The sequence below is a fragment of the Devosia sp. Z11_6 genome (genome assembly GCF_058133665.1).
On sequence record NZ_JBYUNQ010000001.1, the window covers coordinates 779,952 to 799,254 of the forward strand.

General features: G+C 62.3%; 20 protein-coding genes. 6 read left to right on the forward strand and 14 right to left on the reverse strand.

The features are described from left to right. Position 1: 1 nt before the first annotated feature. From AC3YMN_RS03700 to AC3YMN_RS03730, 7 genes are all read right to left on the reverse strand, one after another. Entirely contained in the window at positions 2 to 388 is a 387-nt protein-coding gene (locus tag AC3YMN_RS03700) for an MliC family protein (protein ID WP_127753600.1), read from the reverse strand. 66 nt (positions 389 to 454) lie between these two features. Next, positions 455 to 913, reverse strand: a complete 459-nt coding sequence (locus tag AC3YMN_RS03705; RefSeq protein WP_127753599.1) for a DUF4126 family protein — start codon at positions 911 to 913, stop codon at positions 455 to 457. Positions 914 to 998: 85 nt separating this feature from the next. After that, positions 999 to 2,708 (reverse strand): urease subunit alpha, encoded by a 1,710-nt coding sequence (gene ureC, locus AC3YMN_RS03710; RefSeq protein ID WP_489888970.1) that lies wholly within the window; start codon positions 2,706 to 2,708, stop codon positions 999 to 1,001. A 43-nt stretch (positions 2,709 to 2,751) separates the two neighbouring features. Continuing rightward, positions 2,752 to 3,162 (reverse strand): hypothetical protein, encoded by a 411-nt coding sequence (locus AC3YMN_RS03715; RefSeq protein ID WP_127753597.1) that lies wholly within the window; start codon positions 3,160 to 3,162, stop codon positions 2,752 to 2,754. Next, positions 3,159 to 3,464, reverse strand: a complete 306-nt coding sequence (locus AC3YMN_RS03720; protein WP_127753596.1) for an urease subunit beta — start codon at positions 3,462 to 3,464, stop codon at positions 3,159 to 3,161. Before AC3YMN_RS03720 ends, AC3YMN_RS03715 begins: the two co-directional genes overlap by 4 nt. A 42-nt stretch (positions 3,465 to 3,506) precedes the next feature. Further along, a complete protein-coding gene (locus AC3YMN_RS03725; RefSeq protein ID WP_127753595.1) occupies positions 3,507 to 3,809 on the reverse strand; it encodes an urease subunit gamma in 303 nt (100 codons plus the stop codon). 8 nt (positions 3,810 to 3,817) lie between these two features. Beyond that, on the reverse strand, positions 3,818 to 4,663 hold the full coding sequence (locus AC3YMN_RS03730; RefSeq protein ID WP_489888971.1) for an urease accessory protein UreD: 846 nt from the start codon (positions 4,661 to 4,663) through the stop codon (positions 3,818 to 3,820). A 97-nt stretch (positions 4,664 to 4,760) separates the two neighbouring features. On the opposite strand from AC3YMN_RS03730, the gene AC3YMN_RS03735 reads away from it, so the two are divergent. After that, a complete protein-coding gene (locus AC3YMN_RS03735) occupies positions 4,761 to 5,114 on the forward strand; it encodes a hypothetical protein (RefSeq protein ID WP_127753593.1) in 354 nt (117 codons plus the stop codon). A gap of 48 nt (positions 5,115 to 5,162) precedes the next feature. On the opposite strand, the gene urtE is transcribed toward AC3YMN_RS03735, so the two are convergent. From urtE to urtA, 5 genes are all read right to left on the reverse strand, one after another. After that, positions 5,163 to 5,864, reverse strand: coding sequence for an urea ABC transporter ATP-binding subunit UrtE (urtE, locus tag AC3YMN_RS03740; protein WP_489888972.1), 702 nt, complete (start codon positions 5,862 to 5,864; stop codon positions 5,163 to 5,165). 2 nt (positions 5,865 to 5,866) lie between these two features. Continuing rightward, positions 5,867 to 6,616: an urea ABC transporter ATP-binding protein UrtD gene (gene urtD / locus AC3YMN_RS03745; protein ID WP_489888973.1), complete on the reverse strand. Its 750-nt coding sequence runs from the start codon at positions 6,614 to 6,616 to the stop codon at positions 5,867 to 5,869. A gap of 3 nt (positions 6,617 to 6,619) precedes the next feature. Then, positions 6,620 to 7,795, reverse strand: a complete 1,176-nt coding sequence (gene urtC / locus AC3YMN_RS03750) for an urea ABC transporter permease subunit UrtC (protein WP_489888974.1) — start codon at positions 7,793 to 7,795, stop codon at positions 6,620 to 6,622. 175 nt (positions 7,796 to 7,970) lie between these two features. Further along, positions 7,971 to 9,563 (reverse strand): urea ABC transporter permease subunit UrtB, encoded by a 1,593-nt coding sequence (urtB, locus tag AC3YMN_RS03755; RefSeq protein WP_489889195.1) that lies wholly within the window; start codon positions 9,561 to 9,563, stop codon positions 7,971 to 7,973. Positions 9,564 to 9,748: 185 nt separating this feature from the next. Then, positions 9,749 to 11,053, reverse strand: coding sequence for an urea ABC transporter substrate-binding protein (gene urtA, locus AC3YMN_RS03760; protein WP_489888975.1), 1,305 nt, complete (start codon positions 11,051 to 11,053; stop codon positions 9,749 to 9,751). 577 nt (positions 11,054 to 11,630) lie between these two features. On the opposite strand from urtA, the gene AC3YMN_RS03765 reads away from it, so the two are divergent. From AC3YMN_RS03765 to AC3YMN_RS03775, 3 genes are all read left to right on the forward strand, one after another. Further along, complete coding sequence (locus tag AC3YMN_RS03765) at positions 11,631 to 12,665, forward strand: ABC transporter substrate-binding protein (protein WP_489888976.1); 1,035 nt, start codon at positions 11,631 to 11,633, stop codon at positions 12,663 to 12,665. A 90-nt stretch (positions 12,666 to 12,755) separates the two neighbouring features. Next, positions 12,756 to 13,511: an ABC transporter ATP-binding protein gene (locus AC3YMN_RS03770; RefSeq protein WP_489889196.1), complete on the forward strand. Its 756-nt coding sequence runs from the start codon at positions 12,756 to 12,758 to the stop codon at positions 13,509 to 13,511. Continuing rightward, positions 13,508 to 14,326: an ABC transporter permease gene (locus AC3YMN_RS03775; RefSeq protein WP_127753587.1), complete on the forward strand. Its 819-nt coding sequence runs from the start codon at positions 13,508 to 13,510 to the stop codon at positions 14,324 to 14,326. Before AC3YMN_RS03770 ends, AC3YMN_RS03775 begins: the two co-directional genes overlap by 4 nt. Positions 14,327 to 14,361: 35 nt before the next feature. On the opposite strand, the gene AC3YMN_RS03780 is transcribed toward AC3YMN_RS03775, so the two are convergent. Together AC3YMN_RS03780 and AC3YMN_RS03785 are read right to left on the reverse strand one after the other, a co-directional pair. After that, positions 14,362 to 14,892, reverse strand: coding sequence for a superoxide dismutase family protein (locus AC3YMN_RS03780; protein ID WP_489888977.1), 531 nt, complete (start codon positions 14,890 to 14,892; stop codon positions 14,362 to 14,364). 60 nt (positions 14,893 to 14,952) lie between these two features. Continuing rightward, positions 14,953 to 16,584: an alpha-amylase family protein gene (locus AC3YMN_RS03785; RefSeq protein WP_489888978.1), complete on the reverse strand. Its 1,632-nt coding sequence runs from the start codon at positions 16,582 to 16,584 to the stop codon at positions 14,953 to 14,955. A 214-nt stretch (positions 16,585 to 16,798) separates the two neighbouring features. Between AC3YMN_RS03785 and ettA the strand changes: the two genes are divergently transcribed. Continuing rightward, positions 16,799 to 18,454, forward strand: coding sequence for an energy-dependent translational throttle protein EttA (gene ettA / locus AC3YMN_RS03790; RefSeq protein WP_127753584.1), 1,656 nt, complete (start codon positions 16,799 to 16,801; stop codon positions 18,452 to 18,454). Between the two features lie 14 nt (positions 18,455 to 18,468). Beyond that, positions 18,469 to 19,302 carry an alpha/beta fold hydrolase gene (locus AC3YMN_RS03795; protein WP_489888979.1) on the forward strand — a complete coding sequence of 278 codons (834 nt, stop codon included), beginning with the start codon at positions 18,469 to 18,471 and terminating at the stop codon, positions 19,300 to 19,302. The last annotated feature ends 1 nt before the right edge of the window (position 19,303 follow it).

The window sequence follows — 19,303 nt, forward strand, 5'->3', positions numbered from 1 at the left end:
CTCAGGGGGTGTTGTTGACTTCACTACAGGTATTGATCGGGTCGGCATCCTCGCCTTCGGTGATGTCGATCAGCGTCGCGTCGACACCCTTGGTGGACCAGATGAATTGCCCCGCGGCATAGCGCACACCCGAAGCGGAGAGCACCGCGGCAAACACCAGCGGTTCGGTTTGGTCGGGCACGGGCAGGATGGCGAGGAAGTTGGGGGCGGCATTGATGTATTGCACGCTGATGGGATCACCCACTTCGCAATCATAGACGGTCACTCGGCGCTCCAGATCGCCACCTTCGTTGCCCAGCGTTATGGAAACGCTGGTCTGCGCTGCCATGGCTGGCACCGCCGTGCCGGTGAGCACCGCAAGCGCGGCCAGAACTCGTTTCGTGATCATCGTGGCTCTCCCTATCGACCTCAGCCCAAAGACTTGCACCAACAAGCGGCGGAAGTTGGATGGCGCTCAGACCAGCGCCACTATAGCGAAAGCCAGAACAATCGCGATAACGTCTTCCACCAGCCCCGCGGGTCGATCGCTGCCGAACGCGGCGGCCATGCGGGCGCGCAATTCAGCGCCGCCTAGGGTGCCCAGAACCGCCCCTATGGCGCCGGCGATCAATCCGCCGATCAGGCCGTCGCCCGAAATGCCAAGCACGGCTCCAGAAAAGGCGCCGGTCACGATGCGGGCGCCAAATTGCATCGGCACCTTGCGGCTGGGTGTTTGCGGCAGTTGGTCGGTCACCAGCTCCAACACCGCAAGAATGGTGAAGATCCAGGGTGTGATCGCCGACCCCATGAACGACGCCCAGCTGTTGCTGAGGTCGATCCAGCCCAGAGCCGCCGCCCAACTGACGGCCGCCAGCGGGGTCACGGCGCGCAAGCCGGCAACAACGCCAATAAGAAGTGCGAGAAGGTAGATCATCGACGCCTCCAGCAACGATCCGCGGCAGACTGCCGCCCTGCAAGATTAGTGCAGCCGGGAAGGCTTGTATCTAGGCCGATCCCAGTCAAAACAGGAAATAGCGTTGCGCCATCGGCAGCACGGTTGCCGGTTCGCAGGTCAGCAACTCTCCATCGGCTCGCACTTCATAGGTTTCGGGATCAACATCGATAACCGGGGTTGCCGTGTTGTGGATCATCGCTGCTTTGCCGATACCACCACGGGTATTGGTGACGGGCAACAATTGCTTGTCGACGCCCAGCTTGCCGCGCAAGCCGTCTTCATAGGCCGCTTGCGAAATGAAGGTGACCGATGAGTTGGTCACGAGCTTGCCGAAGGCGGCGAACATGGGCCGGTAATGCATGGGCTGGGGCGTTGGGATGGAGGCATTGGGGTCACCCATGGGGGCAGCGGCAATCGAGCCGCCAAGCAGCACCATTTCGGGTTTGACGCCGAAAAAAGCCGGGCTCCAGAGCACGAGGTCCGCCCGTTTGCCCACTTCGATCGAGCCGATATGCTGGCTCATGCCATGGGCGATTGCGGGGTTGATGGTGTATTTGGCGATGTAGCGCTTGACGCGGAAATTGTCATTGCTGCCCGTTTCTTGCGGCAATTGTCCGCGCTGCCGCTTCATCTTGTCGGCGGTCTGCCAGGTTCGGATCAGCACCTCGCCGACCCGGCCCATCGCCTGGCTGTCCGACGAGATGATCGAGAGCGCGCCCATGTCGTGCAGGATGTCTTCCGCCGCAATGGTTTCCTTGCGGATGCGCGACTCGGCAAAAGCCACATCCTCGGGAATGTTCCCGTCGAGGTGGTGGCACACCATCAGCATGTCGAGATGCTCGGCAATGGTGTTGACCGTATAGGGTCGGGTCGGATTGGTGGAAGAGGGGATCACATTGGGCAGCCCCGCCACCTTCAGAATGTCGGGTGCGTGCCCGCCGCCGGCGCCTTCGGTGTGGAAGGCGTGGATAGTGCGGCCCTTGAAGGCGCCGATCGTGTCTTCCACAAAGCCCGATTCATTGAGCGTATCGGTGTGGATCATCACCTGCACGTCAAACTCGTCAGCGACAGAGAGGCAGTTGTCGATGGCCGAGGGTGTGGTGCCCCAGTCCTCGTGCAGCTTGAGGCATGATGCACCGGCCAGGATCATTTCGACTAAGGGGGCAGGGCGCGAAGCATTGCCCTTGCCCGCTAGCGCCAGGTTCATTGGAAAGGCATCAAAGCTCTCGATCATCCGCCCGATATGCCAGGCGCCGGTGCAGGTGGTCGCCAAAGTGCCGTGCGCCGGGCCCGAGCCGCCCCCCAGCATGGTTGTCACCCCGCTCATCAGCGCTTCCTCGATCTGCTGGGGGCAGATGAAGTGAATATGGGCATCCATGCCGCCCGCCGTCAGGATCTTGCCTTCCCCGGCTATGGCCTCCGTGGAGGGGCCGATGATGATGTTGACGCCCGACTGCGTATCGGGATTGCCCGCCTTGCCGATGGCAAAGATCCGGCCGTCCTTCAAGCCGATATCGGCCTTGTAGATCCCTGTTACGTCGACAACCAAGGCATTCGTGATCACCGTATCCACGGCGCCTTCTGCCCGGGTCCGCTGGGACTGGCCCATGCCGTCGCGGATCACCTTGCCGCCGCCGAACTTGACCTCTTCGCCATAGGTGGTGAAGTCCTTTTCCACCTCGATAAAGAGTTCCGTATCGGCCAGGCGCACCCGGTCGCCGGTGGTCGGGCCATACATGTCGGCATAGGTAGCGCGGGAAATGCGGGCGGGCATTGAAACGGCTCCGGTGGTGGGCGGCTGAGGGTTGGTCCGGCGATCAGTTCGACTTGGCGGGGCGCTGCTGGCGGTAAAAGGCGATGGCGCGTTCGATCAGCGTGTCGATCAGTTGCTCGCCTTGAGCCACTACGGGATCATCGGCATGGCTGCGCGCCAGGATCGACATGGAAAGGGCCTGGATGGCATAGGCCTGGTTGATCCGCCCGGCGCGCTGATGGGTGTCCATTTGGGTGCCGAATTCCCCAAGCACCGCGCGCACAAAGGTCATGTTCATGGCGGATTTGGCATCGGGCCAGGTTGCAACCCTGAGCTGGTCGGCGATGCCCTGCGCCAGATGGCCCAGCGTCAGCATGGCAGGCGCGCTGCGGATGCCATCCCCGTTGAGGTCTGCCATCACTGCTGCCAGGCGCCGCTTGAACTCTTCGCGCTGTCCCACTTCGGTCTCGCTCATAGTGCCCCGCCGATCTGCCCGCGAAACCCATAGACTTGCCGGTCGCCGCCAAGCGGGATCAGCCTGATCTCTCGGGTTTGCCCGGGCTCGAAGCGCACGGCAGTTCCCGCTGCGATATCGAGCCGCATGCCGCGGGCTTGCTCGCGCTCAAAGCGCAGCCCCGCATTGGCTTCATAGAAGTGATAGTGCGAGCCGACTTGCACCGGGCGATCGCCGGTATTGGCCACTTCGAGCACGGTCACAGCAGCGCCGGCGTTTAGTTCAACATCGCCGGGAACGGTGATGACTTCACCTGGAATCATGGACGGGACCTGTTGGTTCTTGGGCTGCCGAGCAGACTCGGCTCAGCGGATCGGTTGGTGGACGGTAACCAGCTTGGTGCCGTCGGGAAAGGTTGCTTCCACCTGGATGTCATGGATCATCTCGGCAATCCCTTCCATGACCTGGTCGCGGTTGACCACATGGGCCCCGGCTTCCATCAGTTCGGCCACCGGCCGCCCGTCGCGCGCGCCTTCCACGACGAAGTCGGTGATCAGCGCGATGGCTTCGGGATGGTTGAGCTTGACGCCGCGCTCCAGCCGCCGACGGGCGACGGTTGCGGCCATGGAGATCAACAGCTTGTCTTTTTCGCGGGGGGTCAGGTTCATCGGAAGTCCTATAGATGCCACAGGCGCGGCACGCTGCCGGTGCCGGAGAGCTGGGCAAGAAGTGGAACAATTCGGCGCCGTAGCGCAAGCCCGCCTTGAGCGAGTGCGCGGATCACGAGCCGTTCGCCAACGACGCTGGCCGCGATGGGCCCGTCCAGATCTGCAATGGTTTGGCGCACTCGGGCAAGTTGGGCTTCGGCGGCATCAGCGCTCGCGGCGATGTGGAGGATCGTGGCAAAGGCGCGATGGCCGGCCAGCAGCGACAAACCTTCGCGCGGCGAGGATTCCGGCGTCAGCCGGTTCGCTTCGGCATGAATAAGGCGGCCCTCGCGCCGCACCCGCCATTGATCGGTCAGGGCGGCATGGGACGCGGTTTCTCCCATCGCATCGCGCCCGAGCAGAACCGCTTCAACGGCGGTGAGAGTGGCGCCGGCCTCCAGTTCGATGTCGATACGACGGTTGAGGGCGCTATGTTCAAAGAGAATGGTTTCCTGGGGCATCCAGTCCAGATGCGCGCCAGCGCCCACTTCGAGCCGGGCTTGCACCTGCGCAGGCCCGCCTAAGGAGCGATAGATGCGCTCGCAAGCCTGGGTGGTCACCAGCAGCTTGCCGTCCGGGGCCACCTGCGCCGACCAGGCCATTTGGTCGCCGCCGGTCAGGCCCCCCGCGGTGTTGATCAACACCGCTTCGAGATGTTGCCCATGGGTGTTGGGCAGGCGGATCTTGGCGCATCCATCCTGGAACAGGGTGTCGATCCGCGTCGCCCCGGCGCGCTCCTTGGTGCGGAGTTCACCGGCCCCGCGGGCGCGCTGCAAAACGGGGAATGAGTGCTCTATGGTAAGTGAATGCTTCATTGCGACAGTTGAATGGGGCGAGCAACGATTTGCGCGAACCGGCGTTCTTTCTGCGAGCACATGCTCTTACAGCACAAAAAATAAAGAGGAACCTTGCATGCGTACAAAGTCTCTGCTTTCAGCCGTTGCACTTGTCTCCGCCATGACGTTTTCTGGCTCCGCCTTTGCACAGACCATGTTCAACGGTGTTGAGCTGACCGGATCCGAGCTTGATGCTGTCCAGCAGCGCTGCACGCAGCTGGCAACCGCTGCCACCACCGAGTCGCTGACCGAAGATAGTGCTTCCGACGACGGCGACGGTGCTACGGAATCCACTCCTGGTGCCGGTGCGGATTCTACCCCCCAGGTCGAGAATCCTCCGGCCGCCAATGAAGTCGAAAATGCCGGCATCAATATCGACCTCGATACGATCACGCTGGAACAGTGCGAAGCTGCCGGTCTCGGCGAGTAAGCACTCCAAGCTTCTGCTTTAACGCCCGGCCTTGCCGGGCGTTTTTGTTTAAACCATGAGGTGCCGGCGCACTTCGGGCCGGTCAAGATCGCTGGCAGGCCCTGCATGCTGAATCTCTCCTCGGTCCATGACATAGATATCGTCGGCGACCTCCCGGCAGAAATCCAAGAACTGTTCCACCAGCAGGATGGTCATGCCCTTTTCGTCGCGCAGGAACTGCAGGGCGCGGCCGATATCCTTGATGATCGAAGGCTGAATGCCTTCGGTTGGTTCATCGAGCACCAGCACTTTGGGCCGGGTCACCAGCGCCCGCCCGATCGCCAGTTGCTGCTGCTGGCCCCCTGACAAATCCCCGCCGCGCCGGTTGAGCATGGATTTGAGCACCGGGAACAGCTCGAAAATGTAATCGGGAATGGTGCGCTCCGAGCGGGGAACGCTCGCAAATCCGGTTTCAAGGTTTTCCCGCACGGTGAGTAGCGGAAAAATTTCCCGGCCCTGCGGCACATAGCCGAGCCCCAGCCGCGCGCGCTTATAAGGCGGAGATTTGCGCAGCAGTTCGTCCCCGAGGGTGATGGAGCCTGCGGTAATATTGTTGATCCCCGATATGGCGCGCAGGGTCGAGGATTTACCGACCCCATTGCGCCCGAGCACGGCGGTGATGCGGCCGGGCTGGCAGGTGATGGACACGCCGCGCAGCGCCTGGGCGGCGCCGTAATGTAGGTCGATGGCGTCGATGGAGAGGGCGGTCATGCTCAGCGTCCCAGATAGCGTTCGATGACGAGGGGATTGGCGCTGACCTGTTCGAGGCTGCCTTCGGCCAGCACCGCGCCCTCGGCGAGGCACGTCACGCGTGAGCCCAGATCGCGCACAAAGCTCATATCGTGTTCCACCACCACCACTGAACGGGTCGTTGCGATCTCGCGCAGGAGCTTGGCGGTTTCGGCCGTTTCGCTGTCGGTCATCCCGGCAACAGGCTCATCCACCAGCAGCAGCTTGGGATCCTGCGCCAGCAGCATGCCGATTTCGAGCCACTGCTTTTGCCCATGGCTCAGATTGGCGGCCAGATCATTCTTGCGGTGACCGAGCCGGACCGTGTCGAGAATGTCCTCGATCCGGCCGATGTCCTCGGCGTCAGCGGTATAAAACAGCGTCGCAAAGATGCCGCGCGGCTTGCGCAACGCCATTTCCAGATTGTCCCAGACGGTCTGGCTTTCGAACACGGTGGGCTTCTGGAACTTGCGGCCGATGCCCAGATTGGCGATCGCCGCTTCATCGAGGCGGGTTAAGTCGGTGCGCCCATCGAACAGCACTTCGCCATCATCGGGCCGAGTCTTGCCGGTTATGATATCCATCATCGTGGTCTTGCCCGCGCCGTTGGGGCCGATAATGGCCAGCATCTCGGCGGGATAAACGATCAACGACAGGTTGTTGATCGCCTTGAAGCCATCAAAGGCGACCGAAACGCCATCGAGATACAGCATGGTGCCGGTTTTTTCGGACATGGCTTACTCCGCTGCCTTGGGTTGAGGATCAAGGCCGGCTTCCAGCTGCATCGGGCTGGGCGTCTGCGGCTGGTGCTGCTCGCGCCTCGTGGTGAGACTGCGATATTGCCCGAGTAGGCCGACAATGCCCTTGGGCAGGAAGAGCGTAACGCCGACGAACAGTGCGCCCAGCGCAAACAGCCACAACTCGGGCAGGGCGCCGGTGAAATAAGACTTGCCCATATTGACGAGAATTGCCCCGATGATCGGCCCGACAATGGTGCCGCGCCCGCCCACTGCGGTCCAGATCACCACCTCGATGGAATTGGCGGGATCGAACTCGCCGGGGTTGATGATCCCGACCTGGGGCACATAAAGCGCGCCGGCAATGCCGGCCATGACTGCCGACACTACAAAGGCAAAGAGCTTCACATACTCAACCCGGTAGCCGAGAAAGCGCGTGCGGCTTTCGGCGTCGCGCACTGCCACCATCACCTTGCCGAGCTTGGAGCGCACAATTGTGGAGCAAACCAGCACGGAAAGTGCGAGCGCGATTGCCGTCGCTGCGAACAAGGAGGCCCGTGTCGTGGGCGCGGCAATCGGCTGGCCGAGGATGTCCTTGAAGTCGGTCAGCCCGTTATTGCCGCCAAAGCCCATGTCATTGCGGAAAAAGGCCAGCAGCAGTGCATAGGTCATGGCCTGGGTGATGATGGAAAGATAAACGCCCGTGACCCGGCTGCGGAAGGCGAGAAAGCCGAACACAAAGGCGAGGATGCCCGGCACCAGCATCACCATCAGCATGGCAAAGGCGAAATTGTCGAAGCCCTGCCAATACCAGGGCAGTTCCTTCCAGTTGAGGAAAACCATGAAGTCAGGCAGCTGGGCATTGGCATAAACGCCGCGATTGCCGATCTGGCGCATCAAATACATGCCCATGGCGTAGCCACCCAGCGCGAAAAAGGCGCCGTGGCCGAGCGAAAGAATGCCGCAATAGCCCCAGACCAGATCAAGGGCGAGCGCCAGCATGGCGTAGCTCAGATATTTGCCGAAGAGGGTCACGGCATAGTTGGGAACGTGGCCGAACTGGCCCGGCGGGATCAGCAGGTTGGCGGCCGGCACCAGCACGGCCAGCGTCACCAAGATGCCAATCAACCAGATCGCCTTGCGATCCAGCGCGCGAAACAAGGCCTGGGTCAGCATGGGGCGGCACTCCAAGATGGGTCAGTCCGGCACAGCGCACGGGGCTCCTGCGCTTCCCTCCCCCTTGAGGGGAGGGATCGAGGGTGGGGGTGGCTGGGCGCGCCACTGAACGACCCCCAGCCCAGCCCTCCCCTCAAGGGGGAGGGAGCGAACACACCGAGATTACCGATCGTTCTCACGCCTCCACCGACCTTCCCTTGAGCGCGAACAGCCCGCGGGGCCGGCGCTGGATGAAAAGGATGATCAGCACCAGGATCAGGATTTTGCCCAGCACCGCCCCGGCATAGGGCTCAAGGAACTTGTTGGCGATCCCGAGCGTCATGGCGCCCACCAGCGTGCCCCAGAGATTGCCCACGCCGCCGAACACCACGACCATGAAGCTGTCGATGATGTAGCCTTGCCCCAGATTGGGCGAGACATTGTCGATCTGGCTGAGCGCCACCCCCGCGAGCCCGGCAATGCCCGAGCCGAGACCAAAGGTCATCGCATCGACAAAGGGGGTGCGGATGCCCATGGCCGAAGCCATGCGCCGGTTCTGGGTGACAGCGCGCATCTGCAGGCCCAGCGCCGTGCGATTGAGCACCACCAGCAGCGCGACGAATACGACAATGGCAAAGACGACGATCCAGACTCGGCTCCAGGTCAGCGACAGTCCGTAAAAATCCACGGAGCCCGACATCCAGCTGGGATTGCCGACCTGCCGGTTGGTGGGCCCGAAGATCGAGCGTACGGTTTGCTGCAGGATCAGCGACAGGCCCCAGGTTGCGAGCAGCGTTTCGAGCGCCCGGCCGTAAAGCCAGCGGATCACGCCGCGCTCGATGGCAATGCCGATCAGGGCAGTCAGGAGAAAGGCAAGGGGTAGGGCAATGGCGAGGGAATAGTCGAACAGAGCCGGCGCGTTCTGGCGGATCACCTCCTGCACCGCAAAGGTGGTGTAGGCGCCCAGCATCACCATCTCGCCATGGGCCATGTTGATGACGCCCATGACGCCAAAGGTGATGGCGAGCCCGATCGCGGCGAGCAGCAGCACCGAGCCCAGCGACACGCCGAACCAAACATTTTGCAACGCCGCCCAGGCGGCTCGATCACGCTGGAGCCCATCAAGGCTCGATTGGATGGCGGGCTTGAGGTCGTCGGGCGCACTGGCCAATGCCGATGTGAGGATGGTGATCGCATCGCGGCTGCCGGAAGCCGCGACGGTGGCTGCGGCCTGCTGCTGGTCTTCAAAGCTCACATCGTCGGATTTGAGCAGGATCACCGCGCGGGCCAGCTCCATCGTGGTGCGGATCTTGGGATCGGCTTCGCTGGCCAAGGCGGCGTCGAGCAGTTCCAGATTGGCTGGATCCGCATCGCGCAAAATGGATTGGGCAGCCGACAGGCGCGTGCCGGGATTGTCGCTCAGCAGCGTCATCTGCCCGATAGCCGTACGGATGGTGCGCCGAAGCGAATTGTTGACGCGCACCTTTTCGGAGTCGCTGCGCGCAACCTCGCCGAGCGCGGCACCGGTCACCGGATCGGTCAGGGCATAATTGCTGCCGCTGCGCTCGACAAAGGCCACCTTGCCGGTCGCTTCCACGGCGTAAAGATCGCCTTCACCCAGCACCTGCAGTACCGGCACAGCGCGCGGGTCGCCGGTGGCCACCAGCGCGGCGATGGCCGCTTGCCGGTCACCATAGTCACCGGGATAAAGGGCATCCACCAGCGTGGAGAGTTGCTCGTTGGGTGCCTGGGCGAAGCCGGGTGAGGAGAAGGAGACGAGGAGCGCCATAAGCAGAGTCAAACGAGCGGCCAAGGAGCGCCAGTTCCACTGACGGTTTAACCGCAAGCCGAGGCTCGCCGTCTTGCTGCCAGACCGCTCGCCGATAAGGCTGCCCTCGATCATGCTCATATGCTTTGCTCCGCCTAGACAGGAGCGAAGGCGGCAGACCGCCTTCGCCAGCTCAGGTTGGGGTGTTACTGGGCGGCGACAGCCGCGCCGCAACTCTTGGTCTGGGTGTTGTAGTTGCCGCAGTTGATGGGCGCGGTCCAATCGGCTTCCAGCACCGCCGACTCGGGCAGGAAGTCCGACCAGGCATCGCCCGGGACCAGGTCTTCGGTTTCCCACACGACGTCGAACTGGCCGTCGTCCTGGATTTCGCCGATCAGCACCGGCTTGGTGATGTGGTGGTTGGGAAGCATCTTGGCGACGCCGCCGGTCAGGTTGGGCGTTTCGAGCCCGACAATGGCTTCGATCACCGCATCAGCCTCGGTGCTCTCGGCCGCTTCGACCGCCTTCACCCAAAGATTGAAGCCGATATAGTGCGCTTCCATCGGGTCATTGGTGACGCGATCCTCGCTGCCGATGAACTCGTGCCAGGCGGTGATGAACTCCTCGTTCTCGGGCGTATCGACCGACATGAAGTAGTTCCAGGCCGCCAGGTGCCCGACCAGCGGCGTGGTGTCGAAACCCGAAAGCTCTTCCTCGCCCACCGAGAAGGCCACGACCGGGATGTCTTCAGCCGCGACGCCCTGGTTGCCCAGTTCGCGATAGAAGGGGACATTGGCGTCGCCATTGATGGTTGAGACCACAGCGGTCTTCTTGCCCTCCGAGCCGAAGGCGACGATGTCGGAGACAATGGTCTGCCAGTCGGAATGACCGAAAGGCGTGTAGTTGATCATGATGTCTTCCTGCGCGACGCCCTTGTCGAGCAGGTATTGTTCAAGGATCTTGTTGGTGGTCTGCGGATAGACATAGTCGGTGCCGGCCAGCACCCAGCGCTCCACGCCTTCGTCGTTCATGAGGTAATCGACAGCCGGGATCGCTTGCTGGTTGGGGGACGCGCCGGTGTAGAACACGTTGCGCTGGGACTCTTCGCCTTCATACTGCACGGGATAGAACAGCAGCCCGTTGAGCTCCTCGAACACCGGCAGCACCGACTTGCGGCATACCGAGGTCCAGCAACCGAATACGGCATCCACTTCATTGACGGTCAGCAGTTCGCGGGCCTTTTCGGCAGCCAGCGGCCAGTCCGACGCGATATCGACCACTACTGGCTCGATCTGCTTGCCCAGCAGCCCGCCCTTGGCGTTCTGCTGCTCGATCAGGAACAGCATGGTGTCCTTGAGCGTGGTTTCGGAGATCGCCATCGTGCCCGAGAGCGAATGGAGGATACCGACCTTGATGGTGTCGTCTTGAGCGAAAGCGGGGACCACGGCCGCGCCCAGTGTAATGCTCGCGCCCAGGCCCAGTCCCGCGATCAGGCGGTTTACTTTTGTCATGCTTACCTCCGGCAGATGATTGCAGCGAGGTAATTGCAAAGCCTGTGCCAGCAGCTAGCGGCGGCGGCTAAGAGACTGATTCAAATACAGGCTAGTCGGCAAATACTCGCCGCCCCCTGCCCAGAGCGGGTGGGCGCGTGCTGCATCTGTAAGCAGGCCCCTAATGGTCCGGCTATATTTTAGGCATTGAGCGTGACTGCTGCTGAATTGCGCATAACTGACGGTGTTCACGAAATTTTAGCTAGCGCAAAACCCGGGAACATTTCATCGGGCAACCCGTTCTTCCAGCAAGCTGCAGCCCCGCGAACCTGGTGGCCGGCAGGAATTGGCGATTGGCCCGGTGCCGCGCCAAATGATCGGCGGGCGCTGCAAAGGCTGACGCTCCTTTGCAGCGCCTCCGGTGGGGGCGTGAGGCTTTGGTCTCGCGCCCCTTTTTGATGTTCGCTGCCTCGTTCCGGTAGGCATTGCGCCGCCATATTGTGCAACGGAGCTCGTTGGCGCGAAATGATGCAGTTTCTGCTTGCGCCTCGCTGTGCCGTGCGCTTGACTTCCCCCAACATTGTTGAGGGACAAACGCATGTTCAATCGCCGACATTTCACTGCTTGCGCAGCTCTAGCCGCCACACTGGCCGTCACTGGCTTTGGCAGCCTGCCTGCCATGGCGCAAACTGCCATCAAGCTAACGCTCGACTGGCGCTTCGAAGGCCCTGCTGCCGGCTTCCTTTTGGCGCAGGACAATGGCCACTTCGCCGCCGAAGGGCTCCACGTCACCATCGACACCGGCAACGGCTCGGTGGAAGCCATTCCGCGCGTTGCCACTGGCGCCTACCAGTTTGGCTTTGGCGACATCAACTCCCTGATCAAGTTCCTCGACGAAGATCCTGCCCAGCCGGTCAAATCGGTCATGATGGTCTATGACAAGCCGGTGTTTTCGGTGGTCGGCCGCAAGTCGCTGGGCGTGACTGACGATCCCAAGTCGCTGGAAGGCAAAAAGCTCGGCGCCCCGCCGCCCGATGGCGCTTTCGCGCAGTGGCCCGCCTTTGTGGAAGCCGCCGATCTCGACACCTCCTCCATCACTATCGAAAGCATCGGCTTTCCCGTGCGCGAGCCAATGCTGGCTTCGGGCGATGTGGATGGCGTCTTCGGCTTTGCCTTTTCGGTGATCCTCAACCTTCTGGCCAATGGTGTGCCCGAGGATGACATCTCCACCATCCTCTTTGCCGATCACGGCCTTGAGCTTTACGGCAATGCCATTCTGGTCAACGAGACCTTCGCTGACGAAAACCCCGAGGTCGTGACTGGCTTCCTGCGCGCCCTTGCCAAGGGCTTTGCCGATGCCGTCGCGGATCCCGCTGCCGGGGCCGCGGCCGTTCTGGCCCGCAACGAGACGCTCAATATCGATACCGAAACGGCGCGGCTCGAAATGGCCAATGAGATGAACATCAAGACCCCTTACGTGGTCGAGAACGGCTTTGGCGGCATCGATGAGGCGCGCCTTGCCGCTTCCATCGAAACCCTCAAGATCTCCATGGATCTCAAGGGTGTCGTCACCGCTGCCGATGTGTTCGACGCCAGCTATCTGCCGCCCGCGGCCGAGCGTATGCTGCCCTGATAACAACAACCACGGGGTGGTTCGGCATGCCGGACCATCACCACTGACGGGGGAGATTGCATGGCGCTGGTCAGCATTGAAAACGTGGATATGCGCTATGGCGGCCCGGAGGGCACGCTCGCCGTATCCGGCCTTTCCATGAACATCCAAAAGGGCGAGTTCGTGGCCGTGGTTGGGCCCTCGGGCTGCGGCAAGTCCACGCTGATGAAGCTTGTGACGGGTCTCCATATTCCTCAAGCCGGAGACGTGGTCGTGGCCGGCTCGCCAGTGACCAAACCCGTCTCCATCGTGGGCATGGCCTTCCAGAACCCAACCATGCTGCCCTGGCGCACCACGCTCGAGAACATCCTCTTGCCCCTCGAAATCGTCGAGCGCCACCGCCATCGCCTGCGCAGCCACAAGCGCGACTATGTCGAGCAGGCCGAGCAATTGCTCGAAACCGTGGGGCTCAAGGGCTTTGGCTCTAAATTTCCCTGGCAACTCTCGGGCGGCATGCAGCAGCGCGCCAATCTCTGCCGCGCGCTGATCCACCAGCCCGAATTGCTGATGCTGGACGAACCTTTCGGCGCGCTGGATGCCTTTACCCGCGAAGAGCTCTGGTGCGTAATCCGCGACCTGCATGCCGCGCAGGGCGTCACCATCGTGCTCGTCACGCACGATCTGCGCGAGTCAGTGTTTTTGGCCGACAAGGTCGTGGTGATGAGCGCCCGGCCGGGCCGGGTCATTGCCGAGCACCGGGTGCCTTTCGCGCGCCCGCGCCAGCTCGACATCATGTACCAGCCGGAGTTCAACGAGATGGTGCAATCGCTCCATGGCGAGATTGCCAGTGCGCGGGTGGCGGCATGAGCGTCATCACCCAGAACACCGCCGTTGCCGGCACCCCGCCGCGCCCAGCCTTCCGCATCAACTGGATCCGCCTCGCGCCGCTGCTCTACACCATCGGGCTCTTCGTGCTGTGGGAGATCGGGGTGCGCCTGTCCGGCCTGCCGCACACCATTCTGCCCGCGCCCTCGCGCGTGTTCGAAGCCATCGTGCAGTACTGGTCGCCGATCTGGAAGAACTCGCTACAAACCCTTTACACCACGACGCTGGGCTTCCTGATCGCCGTGGTGGCGGGGCTCGGCATTGGCCTTTTCATCGGCTGGTCCAAAACCATCTATGCCGGGCTTTACCCGATCATGATTGGCTTCAACGCCATCCCGAAAGTGGCGCTGGTGCCGGTGCTGGTGATCTGGTTCGGCATCGGCACCGTGCCCGCCGTGCTGACCGCCTTCCTGATCTCGTTCTTCCCCATCGTGGTCAATGTCGCCACGGGGCTCGCCACCATCGAGCCGGAAACCGAGGATGTGCTGCGCGCGCTCGGGGCGAAAAAGCTCGACATCATGCTCAAGGTCGGCATCCCGCGCTCGATGCCGTATTTCTTTGGCTCGCTCAAGATCGCCATCACCCTGGCTTTTGTCGGCTCCGTGGTCAGCGAAACCGTCGCCTCCAACAATGGTTTGGGTAATATGATGGCTTCGGCGCAGTCCAACTTCAACGTGCCGCTGGTGTTCGCCGGGCTCTTGATGCTCGCCGTTGAAGGCATCGCTATGTATGCGCTGATGGCGTGGCTGGAACGGCGCATGACCGGTTGGGCGCACCGCTCCACCATGGCGCAATAGCGACAAAGAAAACGGGCGCCGCGGCGCCCGTTGCTTTATTCCGCTGCCGCTTCGATCACGGCGCAAGCGACGCGATCACCCGAATTACCCGAGGGATCGGTCTTGTAGTCGTCGGCGCTGGCATGGATCACCAGGGCGGTGCCATCGTCATCGAACACGTAGGCGTCGTCACCTTCCTCCAGCGAAATCATCTCCGTGGAAAGCTCGATGTCTGCCATGCCATCGGCATCCGCCGTGATGTTGGGCAGGTCACCGGCATGCGGCCCTTCGGGATTCTCGGTGCCGTGCTGATGCTCGGTTGGGTTGAAGTGCGAACCCGCCGATTCAAAAGCGGTCGAGGCATCGCAATCGCCCGTTTCGTGGAAGTGGAGGCCGTGCTCGCCCGGGGTGATGTCCATCACATGCCCAACAATGCTGACGGCATCGCCGTCCTGGGTGAGCGTCACCGAGCCCACTTCATTGCCCGAGGCATCGATGAATGTGGCTGTAGCCGTAGCGGCGTCCTGCGCTTGGGCGGGCAGGGCGGCGGCGAGAGCGAAGGCGCTGATCAGAACTAAGCGTCGCATCGTGATGCTCCATTTTTGGTGTTGGAAGGTAACGATGCCGGCTCGCCTCCGTTCCGCCGTTCAGCGCCGCTCCGAACCGCAGCGCAGCCAGCAATAGCCATAGGGCCCCAGTGTCACTGTCGTGCCGCTAGCGAAGGGCGTGCGGTTCTCGGCGTCCGACAGCAGCGGCACATAGCGTTCGATGTCATCGATCTCCATCACCATGCTGACGGGACGGTCGGTAAAGTTGTGCAAGGTCACCACATGCCCGCCGCGCCAGCGATAGCTCAGCGCCAGCACATCGTCCGTGCCCAGGTCGACCACTTCGCATTCGCCCCAGCCGATTTCGGGCGCCGAGCGGCGGGTGCCGATCATGCCCGCCACCGCATGGAGCAGGGAATCGGGATCGCATATCTGCTCGGCGACATTGACCCGGCGGTGCCCGTTGGCGCCTTTAGCCGGCACTTTGCGCACGGTCTCTTCGGGTTGGGCGGCCGAAAAGCCGCCATTGGGTTGCTCGTTCCATTGCATGGGCGTGCGCACCGCCGCACGCTCGGGCAGGGACAGGTCCTCGCCCATGCCAATTTCCTCGCCGTACCACATCACCGGGGTGCCGGGCAGGGCGAACATCAGGGAATGGGCGAGCCGCAGCCGGGCGGCGTCATTGCCCAGCATGGGCGCCAAGCGCCGGCGAATGCCGCGCTCGTAAAGCTGCATGTCGGGCTCGGGAGCAAAGGCCTTGAACACTTCGCGCTGCTCGGCCTTGGACAATTGGCCGAGGTTCAACTCGTCATGATTGCGCAAAAAGCTCGCCCATTGCGCCGCTTCGGCCCGCTTGGGACGGTGCATCAGCGTTTGGCGCACGGGTTCAGCCGTCTTGCGCGCAAAGCCGAGGAACAGGCTTTGGTTGAGAGGGAAATCGAGGATCATGTTCATGCGATTGCCATCGCCAAAATAATCGCCTGATCCCTCATAGGGAATGTCGGCTTCGGCCAGCAGCACCGAGCCGGCTCGCCGCCAACTCATGAATTCCTGCATTTCGGTCAGCAGCACAAAAGGGTCAGCGCCGGTGTTCTCCAGTCCCATATCCTCGATGAGGAAAGGCACCGCATCCACCCGGAAGCCCGACACGCCTAGGGCCAGCCAGAAGCCCATGATCTTGAGGATTTCGGCCCGTACTTCGGGATTGGCGACATTGAGGTCGGGCTGGTGCTTGAAGAAGCGATGCAGATACCAGGCACCGGCCTTGCGGTCATAGGTCCAGATGGCTTCCTGCACGCCCGGATAAACCACGCCTTCGGTAATGTTGTCGGGCTTCTCCTTGCTCCACACATACCAGTCGCGGAAGGGGGAGTCCTCGCTTTCGCGCGCCGATTGAAACCAGGGATGGTCAATCGAGGTATGGTTCACCACGAGGTCGAGGATCACCCGCATGCCCCGGTCGCTTGCCGCGTGCATGAACTCCACAAAGTCCCCGAGCGTGCCATAGCGCGGGTCGACCCCGTAATAATCGGTGATGTCATAACCATTGTCGCGCCGGGGCGAGGGATAGAACGGGTTGAGCCAGATGCAATTGACGCCCAGGCGCTCCAGGTGATCGAGTCGGTCGGCCAGGCCAACGAAGTCACCAATGCCGTCGCCATTGCCATCCATGAAGGTTTCGACATGCAGGCAATAGATGACGGCGTTTTTGTACCAAAGATTGGCTGACATGAATTCTCCCGGCGTAACCGGAACGCCAACGACGCTAAGGGCTTGGCCGTTCCCGCTTCATGTCGTCGCGCTAAAGCGAGCTTTGCGCCGGGGCGACACCGCCGCCGAAGCGGGCGCTGGTGTTCAGCCGCCGCTACCTACGGGCGCATTGCCGTGGCGCTCGGCTTGGCCTACATAGCAGCCCAAACCAAGGTTCCTACGAGGTCGCAAGCCTATGGCTCGCCAGTTTATCTATCACATGAGCGGAATGTCCAAAGCCTATGCCGGTGGCAAGAAGGTCTTGGACAACATCCACCTGTCATTCTACCCCGATGCCAAGATCGGCGTGCTGGGTCCGAACGGCTCGGGTAAGTCGACCCTGCTCAAGATCATGGCGGGCATCGATACCGAGTTCACCGGCGAAGCCTGGTTGGCCCAGGGCGCCAAGCTCGGTTACCTCTCGCAGGAGCCCGAGCTTGATCCGGCGCTCAACGTGCTCGGCAATGTCATGACCGGGGTCAAGGAAAAGAAGGCCGTCATCGATCGCTATAACGAGCTGATGATGAACTATTCCGACGAGACCGCCGATGAAGCGGCCAAGTTGCAGGACCAGATCGACGCTGAAAACCTGTGGGACCTCGAGTCCCAGGTGGAGGTGGCGATGGAAGCCCTGGGTTGCCCTCCGGGCGAAGCCGACGTGACCAAGCTTTCAGGCGGCGAACGCCGCCGCGTGGCCCTGTGCGCCCTGTTGCTCAGCAAGCCCGACCTGCTGCTGCTCGACGAGCCCACCAACCATCTCGATGCCGAAACCACCGCCTGGCTGGAGCGCCATCTGCGCGAATTCGCCGGCGCCGTTTTGATCATCACCCACGATCGCTACTTCCTCGACAATGTCACGGGCTGGATCCTCGAACTCGATCGTGGTCGCGGCGTGCCCTATGAAGGCAATTACTCGGCTTATCTCGCCGCCAAAGCCAAGCGCTTCGCCCAGGAAAAGAGCGAAGACCAGGCCCGCGCCAAGGTGCTCGAGCGCGAACGCGAATGGATGGGGCAGTCCCCCCAGGCGCGCCAGTCCAAGAGCAAGGCCCGCCTCAAGGCCTATGACGAGTTGGTCAAGATCAACGAGGCGCGGACGCAGTCCTCGACCGCCCAGATCATCATTCCTGTGGGCGAGCGGCTGGGCCAGAACGTCATCGACGTGGAAGGCCTCTCCAAATCCTTTGGTGATCGCCTCCTCATCGACAATCTCACCTTCAAGCTGCCCCCGGGCGGCATCGTGGGCATTATCGGCCCCAATGGCGCAGGCAAGACCACGCTGTTCAAGATGCTGACCGGCCAGGAGCAGCCTGACTCCGGCACCATCAAGGTCGCCGAAAATGTCCATATGGGCTATGTCGACCAGAGCCGGGACAGCCTCAACCCCAACAAGACTGTGTGGGAAGAGATCTCGGAGGGCGACGAAATCCTCATGCTGGGCAAGCGCGAGGTCAATTCGCGCGCCTATACCTCGTCCTTCAACTTCAAGGGCGGCGATCAGCAGCAAAAGGTGGGCAATCTTTCGGGCGGGCAGCGCAACCGGGTGCACCTGGCCAAGATGCTCAAGTCTGGCGCCAACGTCCTCCTCCTCGATGAGCCGACCAACGATCTGGACACCGAAACCCTTGCGGCGCTCGAAGAGGCGCTGGAGGAATTCGCCGGCTGCGCCGTGATCATCAGCCACGATCGCATGTTCCTCGATCGGCTCGCGACCCATATGCTGGCCTTTGAAGGCGACAGCCATGTGGAATGGTTCGAGGGCAACTTCGCCGACTATGAAGCCGACAAGGTCCGGCGCCTCGGCGCCGATGCGGTCAATCCCAAGCGCGCCACCTATAAGCCGCTGACGCGCTGATCGGACCAATAATGATGGGCGAGCCATTCGACATCGAGATCGGCCAGGCAATCCTGGCCGGCTCCGAACTGGGCGAGGGCCTGCCCGTCGTCTTCCTGCATGCCGGCGTTGCCGACAGCCGCATGTGGGCCAGCCAGATGCAGGCGGTCGCCGATGCCGGCTGGCATACCATCGCCTATGACCGGCGCGGCTTCGGCGAAAGCGAAAGCCCCGACGAGCCCTTTAGCCATCTCGATGATCTCGAAGCACTGCTTGATGCGCTCGATATCCATGCCGCCGTACTGGTGGGCTGCTCGCTCGGGGGTGGCCTCGCCCTCGATTTTGCCCTGCGCCATCCCGGCCGCATCATCGGTCTCGCATTGCTCGGCACGTCGGTGACCGGCGCGCCCTGGAGCACTTCGGACATGGAAGCCGCGGTGGAAGCGGCCGAGGAAGACGCCTATGAGCGCGGCGATCTCGACATGCTCAACAAGGTGCAGGCTCACCAATGGCTCGATGGTCCGCGCGCCCAAAGCGGCCGCGTTGGCGGGGCGGTGCGCGAGCTGTTCCTCGACATGAACGGCATTGCTTTGCGCAAGCCCGAACTCACGCAAGGGGAGCGCGCGTCCGAAGCCTGGAGCCGGGTAGGGGAGGTTGCCGCCCCCACGCTGCTGCTGGTGGGCGACGAGGATTTCGGCGCCCTCATCGAGCGGCACGACCACCTTTCTGAAGAAATGCCCAACGCCTTTGCCGCGGTGCTCGAGGGCGTCGCCCACCTGCCCAGCATCGAGCGGCCTGATCTGGTCAACACGCTGCTGCTGCAGTTCCTCGATGCCATTGAAGGCGGCGGCTCGCCTGAGCTCGACTAGC

What these genes read in the sequence shown, in the direction of transcription:
- AC3YMN_RS03720 (WP_127753596.1), bottom strand. Translation starts at nt 3,464, where the DNA reads ATGATTCCAGGTGAAGTCATCACCGTTCCCGGCGATGTTGAACTAAAC.
- AC3YMN_RS03735 (WP_127753593.1), top strand. Translation starts at nt 4,761, where the DNA reads ATGCGTACAAAGTCTCTGCTTTCAGCCGTTGCACTTGTCTCCGCCATG.
- urtA (WP_489888975.1), bottom strand. Translation starts at nt 11,053, where the DNA reads ATGACAAAAGTAAACCGCCTGATCGCGGGACTGGGCCTGGGCGCGAGC.
- AC3YMN_RS03715 (WP_127753597.1), bottom strand. Translation starts at nt 3,162, where the DNA reads ATGAGCGAGACCGAAGTGGGACAGCGCGAAGAGTTCAAGCGGCGCCTG.
- urtE (WP_489888972.1), bottom strand. Translation starts at nt 5,864, where the DNA reads ATGACCGCCCTCTCCATCGACGCCATCGACCTACATTACGGCGCCGCC.
- AC3YMN_RS03705 (WP_127753599.1), bottom strand. Translation starts at nt 913, where the DNA reads ATGATCTACCTTCTCGCACTTCTTATTGGCGTTGTTGCCGGCTTGCGC.
- AC3YMN_RS03725 (WP_127753595.1), bottom strand. Translation starts at nt 3,809, where the DNA reads ATGAACCTGACCCCCCGCGAAAAAGACAAGCTGTTGATCTCCATGGCC.
- ureC (WP_489888970.1), bottom strand. Translation starts at nt 2,708, where the DNA reads ATGCCCGCCCGCATTTCCCGCGCTACCTATGCCGACATGTATGGCCCG.
- urtC (WP_489888974.1), bottom strand. Translation starts at nt 7,795, where the DNA reads ATGCTGACCCAGGCCTTGTTTCGCGCGCTGGATCGCAAGGCGATCTGG.
- AC3YMN_RS03765 (WP_489888976.1), top strand. Translation starts at nt 11,631, where the DNA reads ATGTTCAATCGCCGACATTTCACTGCTTGCGCAGCTCTAGCCGCCACA.
- AC3YMN_RS03775 (WP_127753587.1), top strand. Translation starts at nt 13,508, where the DNA reads ATGAGCGTCATCACCCAGAACACCGCCGTTGCCGGCACCCCGCCGCGC.
- AC3YMN_RS03730 (WP_489888971.1), bottom strand. Translation starts at nt 4,663, where the DNA reads ATGAAGCATTCACTTACCATAGAGCACTCATTCCCCGTTTTGCAGCGC.
- AC3YMN_RS03785 (WP_489888978.1), bottom strand. Translation starts at nt 16,584, where the DNA reads ATGTCAGCCAATCTTTGGTACAAAAACGCCGTCATCTATTGCCTGCAT.
- urtD (WP_489888973.1), bottom strand. Translation starts at nt 6,616, where the DNA reads ATGTCCGAAAAAACCGGCACCATGCTGTATCTCGATGGCGTTTCGGTC.
- AC3YMN_RS03795 (WP_489888979.1), top strand. Translation starts at nt 18,469, where the DNA reads ATGGGCGAGCCATTCGACATCGAGATCGGCCAGGCAATCCTGGCCGGC.
- AC3YMN_RS03780 (WP_489888977.1), bottom strand. Translation starts at nt 14,892, where the DNA reads ATGCGACGCTTAGTTCTGATCAGCGCCTTCGCTCTCGCCGCCGCCCTG.
- AC3YMN_RS03770 (WP_489889196.1), top strand. Translation starts at nt 12,756, where the DNA reads ATGCGCTATGGCGGCCCGGAGGGCACGCTCGCCGTATCCGGCCTTTCC.
- urtB (WP_489889195.1), bottom strand. Translation starts at nt 9,563, where the DNA reads ATGGCGCTCCTCGTCTCCTTCTCCTCACCCGGCTTCGCCCAGGCACCC.
- AC3YMN_RS03700 (WP_127753600.1), bottom strand. Translation starts at nt 388, where the DNA reads ATGATCACGAAACGAGTTCTGGCCGCGCTTGCGGTGCTCACCGGCACG.
- ettA (WP_127753584.1), top strand. Translation starts at nt 16,799, where the DNA reads ATGGCTCGCCAGTTTATCTATCACATGAGCGGAATGTCCAAAGCCTAT.